Annotated in this window: 10 protein-coding genes and 2 pseudogenes; all 12 read right to left on the bottom strand. The window is 50.3% G+C overall.

Annotated features, from left to right (window positions below):
• Window positions 1–969 (bottom strand): annotated as a pseudogene (locus DW085_RS18405) (conjugal transfer protein TraE); the annotation flags it as partial.
• A 19-nt stretch (window positions 970–988) separates the two neighbouring features.
• Window positions 989–1,381 (bottom strand): PrgI family protein, encoded by a 393-nt coding sequence (locus DW085_RS18400; RefSeq protein WP_002576402.1) that lies wholly within the window; start codon window positions 1,379–1,381, stop codon window positions 989–991.
• Window positions 1,382–1,398: 17 nt separating this feature from the next.
• Entirely contained in the window at window positions 1,399–2,265 is an 867-nt protein-coding gene (locus tag DW085_RS18395) for a VirB6/TrbL-like conjugal transfer protein, CD1112 family (protein ID WP_117963960.1), read from the bottom strand.
• A 306-nt stretch (window positions 2,266–2,571) separates the two neighbouring features.
• A complete protein-coding gene (locus tag DW085_RS18390) occupies window positions 2,572–2,787 on the bottom strand; it encodes a Maff2 family mobile element protein (protein WP_002576404.1) in 216 nt (71 codons plus the stop codon).
• Between the two features lie 184 nt (window positions 2,788–2,971).
• Complete coding sequence (locus DW085_RS18385; protein WP_002576404.1) at window positions 2,972–3,187, bottom strand: Maff2 family mobile element protein; 216 nt, start codon at window positions 3,185–3,187, stop codon at window positions 2,972–2,974.
• 208 nt (window positions 3,188–3,395) lie between these two features.
• Window positions 3,396–5,153 (bottom strand): VirD4-like conjugal transfer protein, CD1115 family, encoded by a 1,758-nt coding sequence (locus DW085_RS18380; protein ID WP_005929977.1) that lies wholly within the window; start codon window positions 5,151–5,153, stop codon window positions 3,396–3,398.
• Window positions 5,150–5,632, bottom strand: a complete 483-nt coding sequence (locus DW085_RS18375; protein WP_005929980.1) for a PcfB family protein — start codon at window positions 5,630–5,632, stop codon at window positions 5,150–5,152. Before DW085_RS18375 ends, DW085_RS18380 begins: the two co-directional genes overlap by 4 nt.
• 89 nt (window positions 5,633–5,721) lie before the next feature.
• Window positions 5,722–6,285 carry a DUF3846 domain-containing protein gene (locus tag DW085_RS18370; protein WP_243034087.1) on the bottom strand — a complete coding sequence of 188 codons (564 nt, stop codon included), beginning with the start codon at window positions 6,283–6,285 and terminating at the stop codon, window positions 5,722–5,724.
• Window positions 6,286–6,295: 10 nt separating this feature from the next.
• Window positions 6,296–6,802 (bottom strand): hypothetical protein, encoded by a 507-nt coding sequence (locus DW085_RS18365; RefSeq protein ID WP_005929984.1) that lies wholly within the window; start codon window positions 6,800–6,802, stop codon window positions 6,296–6,298.
• Between the two features lie 13 nt (window positions 6,803–6,815).
• Window positions 6,816–7,724 (bottom strand): ParB/RepB/Spo0J family partition protein, encoded by a 909-nt coding sequence (locus DW085_RS18360; protein WP_117963962.1) that lies wholly within the window; start codon window positions 7,722–7,724, stop codon window positions 6,816–6,818.
• Between the two features lie 75 nt (window positions 7,725–7,799).
• Window positions 7,800–8,645, bottom strand: a complete 846-nt coding sequence (locus tag DW085_RS18355; RefSeq protein ID WP_005929990.1) for an ATP-binding protein — start codon at window positions 8,643–8,645, stop codon at window positions 7,800–7,802.
• Window positions 8,642–8,870: pseudogene (locus DW085_RS18350) on the bottom strand (helix-turn-helix domain-containing protein); the annotation flags it as partial. The gene DW085_RS18355 and the pseudogene DW085_RS18350, both read right to left, overlap by 4 nt.

The raw sequence follows: 8,870 nt of genomic DNA, 5'->3' as shown, positions 1-8,870 counted from the left end.
TGCCGTAAGTTGCCAAATCTGACGGAATGATGTCCATATCGTATCCGGAACGGACAGCTTTCTTCTGTTCCTCAATCTTGGAACGATCCAGCTCCGTAATGGTGTGCTTAATGGACTTGATTGCTTTGTTCTGTCTACCGACTGAATGTGCATGGTCACAATCTGGCTGGATTCCATATCCAGAAAATCTTTCAGCAGCTGGTCCGACAGGTCGGAAGCCGTGATCTGGAGATAGGACATGGAGCCATACATCCCGCCCATCTGAAAAATGCGGTTCTTCGGAAAGGCAAACCCGGTCGGTGCAATAAAGTCCTTTACCGACAGTCCGCTCTCCGGCAACCACTTCCAATCGAAATTGAATCGGTCATGGTCACCCATGTGGAACATATCGTGCATCAGATGAAGCCGTTCCTTGCCGTTCAGCAATTTTGCCCGGACACCCAAGCGTTTGAAGTTGTTCATCAGGTCGATCTCGATGTGGATAAGCCTCGGCTTTGCCTGTTTCATGGATTCCGCCTCAATGCCAAACGTCAGATACTTCGTCTTGGTCAGGCCGTTGTTACCTTGGGCAAGCTGGCGGCGCAGCATGGTGCTGTACTCCGTGCGCACCGGATTGAAATGATCCTTCTGGTACGGGATGCGCACCATCTTCTCAAAATTCGAGGCATCCGTAGCCATATTCATAAAAGAAAGCTCAAAGCGGATGCTGGAATCAAAGAAGTTCAGGAAGCTGCACCATTCCTCAAAGATAGCCGTCTGATCTTCCTGCTGCGCCAGCTGGTAATTGATGTCCTGAAACTGAATGGTTTTGGTGTAGTAATTGTCCGTCACACGGCAAATACCGTCCGGGAACATCCGCTGAAAAGGAATGCTCTCCTGTGCCGAATGCGGAACCGTGCGGTCACCCCTTGCACGATCAATCACCGTCTGCACCTGTTTTTGCTCTGCGGCTGACAGATGAGACGGCATTCGGATGTCATCCTGCTTTTTATTCTTCGCTGTCAGCTTTTCGAGAATTTTGAACAATGCGATTTACCTCCATTTCCACGTCTGCCTGCTGAACCAGCAGTGCATAGTAATTTTTCGTTTTGTAAGGCCGCGTTTTCGGCCTCTTGAACTTCGCCTCATAGAAATGCTTTGCCACCACTTCCAGCGGCTGACCGTCTTTCTCGTACATGGCAAGAAAGAAGAGCGGCAGCATCACTGCCATCATGCCAAGTGCAGCAAGGCTCAGATTTCCGCTGGATTTGAGCAAAAAGAAAACCGGAACGCCAATCAGCGCACCGGCTCCGAAGCAGAGAATCTGCCGTTTGGTCAGGTTCATAAAGACCTTGGTCTTGACCTTTGAAAGGTCTCGCGGCACAGAAATATAAGATGCCATGAATCATTCCTCCTCTCTTAGTGCGCTGCAAACACGGATTTCGCGAGGCTTCCCGTCTTAAACAGCGTAAATGCCAGCAAAACCGTATAGCCCAAAACGCCCCAAATGCTGCTGATGATGTTATCCGAAAAGGACAGGTTCTGAATCAGAACTGCATAGATGCCTACACAGATCATGATAAGAAAGCCCTGGAATCCCAGTGCAAACAGGGAGCGCAGATAGTTTTGACCGGTATGGCTCTGCTCATGGTTTCCAAAGGTTGCGAACGGAATCGGCGCAAGGCTCACCATGAGATATATTTCCACCATTCGGCCATACACGATGACAAAGATGATAGCCGACAACGCCAGCATCGTGACCTGAACCACAAAGGTCTGCAAATACAGTCCCAGCAGCGGTCCTAAGTCCATGCCTTCCAGCGTGGCCTGCATTGCTGTCAGGGTCGCATCGCTGACGGACGTACTGCCGGAAATCAGCCCGCCGCTTCGGGAGATCACTTGCTGCGCCGCATCAAAGACAGCCATCGTGATATTGAATGTGTTCGAGATCAGGGTCACTGCCAGAAAGGTCTTAAAGACCCATTTGAAAAATGTCCATGTCTCGAAATTTGCCAGATTGTTATGCTCAATGAGCATCTGGATCAGCTCATAACAGGCGATGAAAGTCAGCACCATTCCGGCAATGGGCAGGATCACGGATTCCGAGATGTTGCGGATCATAGAAAAAACAGCAGGTGAAAAGTTCGCCGGTGTGGTTCCCACATCGCCTGCGATCTGTCCAACCTGCTGGTTGACCGAATCGAACATCCCTGAAAGATTTCCCATGATACCGCTGATGATCATGCTCTTGAGCCAATCTGTGATCTGTTCAAGGATACTCTGCATGAGCCGCCTCCTTCCTTACGCAAACACGCCGAACAGCTTCGCCATCCGGGACAGAAGCATGAACAGCTGAGAGAAAAGAGACAGTGCCGATGCAGTTGTAGTAAGAAACGCCATAGATTTGTCCTCCTGTAACTTGTCCGGCCTATCCGCCGGTGCGATTCTAAACTGCGGTTCTGCGCCATACTTCCAACATGTGCACCTGCCAGAGAGCGCAGAAAATAGCCAGCTGCGGAGATTGCCTGCACCTGACTATGTAACAGGCAGCTTTCGCCGCCCGGCCGGAATCTTCGCTCCGACAGCTTTTGCTTAACCGAACAGACCGGAAAGCAGCGGCACCAGAGTCGTACCGATCAGTGCCACGCCGCCGCCAGCCATCAGCTGCTTCATGCCCTGAGACTTGGCACCAGGGTTGTCGTTGCCGTAGCCTTCCAGCAGGTTGATGGCTCCCCAGATGCCGAGACCGGCACCCAGTGCGATGACGAGGGTCTGAAGAACGGTTACTGCGCTGTTGAAAAATGCCATAAATGTGTACCTCCTTGTACGATGCGCCCTTATGGGCTGATAAATAGTGAATGTCCCCTTGCATGTGCACCTGCAAATGGGCAAAATAATAGCCAGGTCTCCAATTTCCATCAGAAACCTGGCTATGTAAAAAGGGCGGCTCACCGCCGCCCTCATCAGAATTCCAACATCGTATACTTTCTGTTTAACCAAAAAGTCCAGAAAGCAGCGGCACCAGAGTCGTGCCGATCAGTGCCACGCCGCCGCCAGCCATCAGCTGTTTCATACCCTGGGATTTGGCACCGGGGTTGTCGTTGCCGTAGCCCTCCAGCAGGTTGATGGCTCCCCAGATGCCGAGACCGGCACCCAGTGCGATGACAAGAGTCTGAAGAACGGTTACTGCGCTGTTGAAAAATGCCATAAATGTGTACCTCCTTGTACGATGCGCCCTTGCGGGCTAATGAATAGTGATTTTCCATCTGCATGTGCACCTGCAAATGGGCAAACATATAGCCAGGTCTCCAATCCCAATCAGAAACCTGGCTATGTAAAGAGGCGGCAGCTCGCCGCCCCTTATCTTATTCTGTTACCAGCAGCGTACCCATGACATCTTCGTCACCGGAACAAACTTATTTGGCATGATCTGCATCAACTACTTCGTACTTATCACCGGGCTTGAGCTTCAGCCGATGATCGAGAAACGTCTCGATGCTGAACGTGTTTTTCTTATCAGCACCGGCAGTGAGCTTGTAGTTCGGATGCTGGGTCAGATCGTATTTATCTGACTTGAACGGTCTGACACCGCGCAGCTGCAAAATGCACTTTCCGCCATCCAGCACAGCCAGTTCATCCACCGAAGCCAGGTCATGCCCAACCTTTTGGTAATTGGTGCCGTAAGATGGGCTGTTGCCTCTGGTATCGGAAGTGTTGTACAGATCAATCGTTTCTTTTCCCAATGCCTGATTCAGCTCTTTCAGCGTAGTCGGCTCCGAACCGCCAAGGAAAATACGAGAATCCATATTGCCGATGATGGTATCGGCATTGTCCTTGTAGATTGCCTTCAACTGGCTCTGTGCCTGAAGTACCAGACATGCCGAGATTTCTCTTGATCGGATGGTGGCTACCAGCTTTTCCAGATTTGGAATCTGACCAATGTTCGCACACTCATCAATCAGGCAGCGCACATGCACCGGCAATCTGCCGCCGTAAATATCATCCGCTTTCTCGCACAGCAGGTTAAACAGCTGTGTATAGATCATCGAAATCAGGAAATTAAAAGTCGGGTCTGTATCGCTCATAATGAGGAACAGAGCCGTTTTCTTATCTCCCACCGTATCCAGCGACAGCTCATCGTACATGGTGATATCGCGGACTTCCTCAATATCGAAGGGAGCCAGACGTGCACCGCAGCTCACCAGAATCGACTTTAAGGTCTTGCCCGCCGCCAGCTTGAACTTGGCATATTGGCGGACAGCAAAGTGGTTCGGTTTTTTCTTTTTCAGAGCTTCAAACATCTGATCCACTGGATTCTGAAAGGTTTCATCATCCTCGCGCACTTCCATCGCGTTCAGAAATTCAATCAGCGTTGCAAAGTTCTGCTCTTCCAGCGGTGCCTCATAATGGATATAACCAATCAAAGCACAATACAGCAAGGTCTCTGCCTTCGTCCAGAATTCGTCACCGGCCTTGCCGTCCCCTTTAGTGTTGGCAATGAGGGTTGTGGTCAGCTTCAAAATATCCTTTTCGCTGTGAATATACGCGAAGGGATTATAATGCATCGACTTTCTGAAATTGATAGTATTGAAAATCCGGATACTGTATCCGTTCTTCAAAAGGGCTTGGCCGCAGTCGATTACGATATCACCTTTCGGGTCAGTGACCACGTAGGAACTGTGACATTGTAAAAGGTTGGGTTTAAGCCAAAATCTCGTCTTACCGCTGCCGGAACCGCCGACCACAAGCACATTTTTGTTTCTGGCATTTGCCGGATTCTTCGGGCGATTGCCCATCATCAGCCGCTCCGTCCGGGTCAGAATCACATTGTTTGCAAACACTGGATCTTCAAACGGTTCGATGTCTTTCTGCGTACCCCACCGGGCAGAGCCATACTCCATACCATGACGATATTTCTTGGCATTTTTGCCTTTCAGATACACAGCAAGCCGCAGACCCGCTCCGCAGCACACACCAATCAGCAAATCCAGCGGATGCAGACTTGGCATCGGGTTGGAAAATGCTGCACCCAGGGCAGAAAGAAAGCCGAGGAGCTTTTCAGACATGTCTGCGCCCTCGGCAATTCTCCACGCTTCTCCCAGATTGGTACATACAAGACCGGCAATGAAGTACGGCAGGTTCAGGATCAGCAGCTTCTTGGTCTTATTACTCATAGATCACGCTCCTGACTTTTGTGACGAACCTTATCCGGCAGAATTGCAGCCACCAGTTCTTTGAGCTTGTTAAGCTGCTCCAGAACACTCGGTTTTTCCTTTGCTTTCAGCTTGCGGTTGGTGAATTCCTCAAAAGCGGAAGTCAGTGCATCCGCATCCTTCGCCTTAAAGAACACCGTGTACTTGGGTGGAATCACATTTTGGTCTTTCGTAATGGCATAATCCACACCGTATTTCCGCGCCACCTGTTCAAAGCCTTTCAAATCCGTTTTCTCAATGGGGATACTGCTGACTCCCTGATTCTGACCGATCAGTTCTTTGATGCTCTGCTTTCCAAGCGGCATCTGCGCTGATTTCTGAGCCGCCTTTGCCTGATGGTGCCGTTTCCACGCATTATAGCCATTCACGATAGTGCGAAATGTCAGTTTCGTGGTACTGATTGCCAGATTGACGGTACGATTTTCAACTTCTTCCTGCATGAATCTCCGCCTCCTTCCTTACAAACTGTCCCGGTCCGGTGCCGGTTTACTCTTTTCTTGGGGCTTTGCAGCCTTTTCCTCCATCTTCTTCACCATGTCATCCGGAACCGGAATCGCCATGATGCTGCGCCCCATACGAACGAACATCTGGGCTGATGGAACTGCTCCTCAAATTTCTGCATCTGCTCCGAAGTCAGAGAACCAAAGTCATCCTCTGTCAGCCCTACCACCAGAAAATCACCGGCATAAATGTCCTGCATATCCCCGTCTTCGGTGTAAATCGCACGGTTCAGCGGCAGACCATTGATTTTGCCGGATTCATTCAGAATAATGGCCACTTCATCCTCAAATGGATAGGTGACTTCAATATCGCCGCCGACCATGGCCTGCAAATCTTCCAGCTCCGTGCCAACACTGATTTTCTTCGGATAGGCATTGGGCTGTACCAGCAGCACATCCATTGTCCTGGCCTCTGCCAATTCATGTTCTCCCACGGTCTTGAAATCCACACCGGTGAAATCGCCGGAATCCAGAACATAGTCCTGATTGTTCCACGCCTGCGTCACCATGCGTTCCGCATCTTCCTGTGAGGCAGCTTCCACGGAAACCTTTCTCTGGAGAGTCTCTGTAATCTCCACATCAAATTTCTTCATAGGCACCTCCTTAGATCAGGCGCAGTGCCGGAACCAACTCGCCGCCAATGGAAACCACCGTCAGGTTCTCGTTCACATAGTCGATGGTGCGTTCCAGCGTAAACAGATTGATGCTGCATTCGTTGCCGTTCTGGTCGATTTCCGAAACCTCCGCAGCTCCCAACAGATAGCGGGTTCTGTCAGTCTCGATCACATCGCTCTTATCATAATGGAGAAGCAGTTCCCCATCTGCCACCAGATCAGCCTCCATCTCATCGTAAACATCCTCAAAGATGTCTCGACTGCCATCCTCGGTCAGGAGTTCGCCGCCAGCCCCCGGCAGGATCACCATCACAATGCGCTCCTTCGGGTGATCTTCACGGATTGCCTCCAGCATCAGCCAGTTATGAAGCATCGCAATGGACTTCTCAAACATGGGATCATCCATCGGATTGGGCTGCGATGCACCGTGCGGGCAGTTCTTGCAATCCATGCTGCACACTGCGTTGTTCTGATTCTTCTTAAAGTTCATCATCATAAAAATCTCCTTCTCATCGTTCCATATCTCGTTGTTTACTTCGCTGCCATTTTTCCAGCAGCCGGATAATCGTGTCCTGCATCTGCTTCGGCGTATAGGATTTTGGGAAATACTTCCGAAGAACCTCGTTTTTAATCGTCACATGGTCAAGCTCATCCTTTTTGACTTCATTCATCACTTCACACATGGCATCCAACGTGCAGCCGCCCTCCTGTGAGAGCTTCTTCAGCCGCTGTGCCTGCGACAGGGATGGAGATGCCTGTGCATAGTCCATTGCCTCCAGAAATTCCTTCTGTTCAGACGGTTTCAGGTAAGACAACTCCACCGCCGGATTAAAGGCGATTTTCTTCTCATCCACCATATCCAAAATTTCAGGAATCAGGTTGGTAAGGCGGATATAGCGTTTAACCGTATCCTTACTCATTCCAACAGCTTCACCAATAATCTCCGTAGACAACTTCGGTGCAAATTGCTCCGAAGTCAAATCTTTTCTCTGACCCTGATGTTTCATCGCCTCCAACTTCATCTTGTAGGAAAACGCTCTCTCGCTGGGAAGAATATTCTCCCGCTGCAAGTTGCTGTCCACCATAAAGATGATTGCTGCATCATCGTCCATTTCCTTGACGATGACCGGCACAGTCTCCAAACCTGCCAGCTGCGCCGCATGAAGTCTGCGGTGTCCTGAAAGAATTTCAAATCCGCCTTCCGGGTCAGGTCGGACAATCAGTGGTGATACCACACCGATCTGCTTGATGCTCTCTACGGTCTGTTCCATCAGCTCGTCATCCAGCACCTTAAAGGGATGCCCTTCAAAAGGATGCAGGTCAGAAAACGGCATCTCCGTCCGCTTCTCCTTAGCCGCAGCGTCGGCAGCTGAGCCACTGCGGTTTTCTGTTGTAATACTGGTTTTTGCTTTTGCCATTCAGCTTCTTAACCTCCTTCCAGCGGTGATAGATGTCATTCTTACCTGCGAAAAACGCCTTTTTTGCCTTGCACTTCATAGATCAAGTACCTCCTTAACGACCTGCTGTTTTTCTTTTCCAATGCTCTTTCTGCGGTCCTCTCCGCTGATTCGCACCGGCGTACACATTTCCAGAATCCTGCTGTAAATCCGGGCGTATGCCACATCCTGCGGATTGCGGATTTCTGCAATTTTCAGATTGGTTGTGATAATGACCGGAAGCCCGGACTTATACCGCTCATCAATGACAGCGTAGACCTGCTCCAGCGCATATTCGGTGCTGCGCTCAATTCCCAGATCATCCAGAATCAGCAAAGAATAGTTGGAAAACGAAGCGATATACCGGTATCGTTCTTCCGAATACATGGCACCCATCTGGTTCAGGATTTTGGAGAAGTTCGTCATCAAAACCGGAATGCCCTGATCCAGCAGCGCATTTGCTATACATGCCGCCACAAAGGACTTTCCGGTTCCGACATCTCCCCATAACAAAAGGCCAAGGTTTTCAGCCTTGACCTTTTTCCACTGCTCCACATAACGTTTTGCCATCTGGATGTCCTTGTTGTCTTCTGCAACGCCAAAATTCCATTCCAGAAGATGCTTTTCCTGAATCCCAGTTGCTTTCAGCTGCCTGATTTTACGCTGCCGCTCCACCAGTTCATCCTGGCGTTTCTTTTCCGCCATCGCTTCCTGCTGGCATCTGCAAAGGCAGGGAACAATCTTGTCTCTGCCCCAGAGCTTTACCCTGCACTGCACCGGAGTATGACAGTTCCGGCAATACAGCAGTCCGTCCACGCCCTGGTATTCCTGCTCTCCGGGTTCTTTCGGCGTAAAGAGCGAATCCAACGCCGCATTCAATACTTCAGGCACCATGTCGCTCATAGGCTGTCTCCTTCCTCAAATGTGTAGTCTGCCGGGTTATACTTCGGCTTTTCTCTCTTTGCCCAGCTCCGGATTGTGGCAAGGTGATTTTTGTAGCTCCTGCCGGTGGAAGCCATATACTCAGAGAGCCGTTCCACCCGCATCTGATAATCTCCTGGGAACTCCTGCCGGAGCTTGCCGTATTCCGTGTCAGAGAGAAGGACATTTTCGTATGAGCCATACCGG

Origin of the sequence: Clostridium sp. AF50-3, assembly GCF_003477445.1 — a bacterium.
Taxonomy (GTDB): domain Bacteria; phylum Bacillota; class Clostridia; order Lachnospirales; family Lachnospiraceae; genus Otoolea; species Otoolea fessa.
The sequence above is the reverse complement of the archived record's forward strand: the minus strand, read 5'-3'. Positions and strand labels throughout refer to the sequence as shown.

Coding starts and splice junctions, on each gene's coding strand:
- DW085_RS18395 (WP_117963960.1), bottom strand. CDS start 2,265: ATGCAGAGTATCCTTGAACAGATCACAGATTGGCTCAAGAGCATGATC.
- DW085_RS18375 (WP_005929980.1), bottom strand. CDS start 5,632: ATGCAGGAAGAAGTTGAAAATCGTACCGTCAATCTGGCAATCAGTACC.
- DW085_RS18360 (WP_117963962.1), bottom strand. CDS start 7,724: ATGGCAAAAGCAAAAACCAGTATTACAACAGAAAACCGCAGTGGCTCA.
- DW085_RS18385 (WP_002576404.1), bottom strand. CDS start 3,187: ATGGCATTTTTCAACAGCGCAGTAACCGTTCTTCAGACTCTTGTCATC.
- DW085_RS18380 (WP_005929977.1), bottom strand. CDS start 5,153: ATGAGTAATAAGACCAAGAAGCTGCTGATCCTGAACCTGCCGTACTTC.
- DW085_RS18370 (WP_243034087.1), bottom strand. CDS start 6,285: ATGAAGAAATTTGATGTGGAGATTACAGAGACTCTCCAGAGAAAGGTT.
- DW085_RS18365 (WP_005929984.1), bottom strand. CDS start 6,802: ATGATGATGAACTTTAAGAAGAATCAGAACAACGCAGTGTGCAGCATG.
- DW085_RS18400 (WP_002576402.1), bottom strand. CDS start 1,381: ATGGCATCTTATATTTCTGTGCCGCGAGACCTTTCAAAGGTCAAGACC.
- DW085_RS18390 (WP_002576404.1), bottom strand. CDS start 2,787: ATGGCATTTTTCAACAGCGCAGTAACCGTTCTTCAGACCCTCGTCATC.
- DW085_RS18355 (WP_005929990.1), bottom strand. CDS start 8,645: ATGAGCGACATGGTGCCTGAAGTATTGAATGCGGCGTTGGATTCGCTC.